General features: G+C 30.6%; 1 protein-coding gene. It reads left to right on the top strand.

Annotated features, from left to right (window positions below; genetic code table 11):
• On the top strand, positions 1 to 415 hold a 415-nt coding region (locus FD01_RS16315; protein ID WP_162257358.1), incomplete at both ends, for a hypothetical protein.

Genomic DNA, 415 nt, shown 5'->3' with positions numbered 1-415 from the left:
AAAAAAATTTTTTTACTAATTGCATTTGTCATTTTCTTATTTTCTTTAGGAGATTTAACTGCATTTTCAAAAACAGTTAGAGCTGATAATGTTCACAATATTGATCCAAATGGTACGAGCATTGCAAGTGAAAATGAACTTGCAATCAAAAATATTGTTGGTGAGACTGCAACAGTAACAGCACATTCAAGCAATATTTCAGATAGTCATATTACTTCAACAAGTGATATTTATACGTCTTTTCCAAGTGGAAGTAGCGAAATTAGTGTAAATATACCTGGTAATTCGAATAATTCAAATATTTCTTCTGATACAGGATTAGATGGTACTACTTCAATTACGGTTACTTATGGCAAAGATAGTGATGGTGGTGTTGGTACCTATCAAGGTAAGCAAATTTATGCTGTTATAAAAT

Origin of the sequence: Lacticaseibacillus manihotivorans DSM 13343 = JCM 12514 (assembly GCF_001435035.1) — a bacterium.
Taxonomy (GTDB): Bacteria; Bacillota; Bacilli; order Lactobacillales; family Lactobacillaceae; genus Lacticaseibacillus; species Lacticaseibacillus manihotivorans.
Note: the sequence above shows the minus strand (reverse complement) of the source record. Positions and strands in the feature narration are given on the sequence as shown.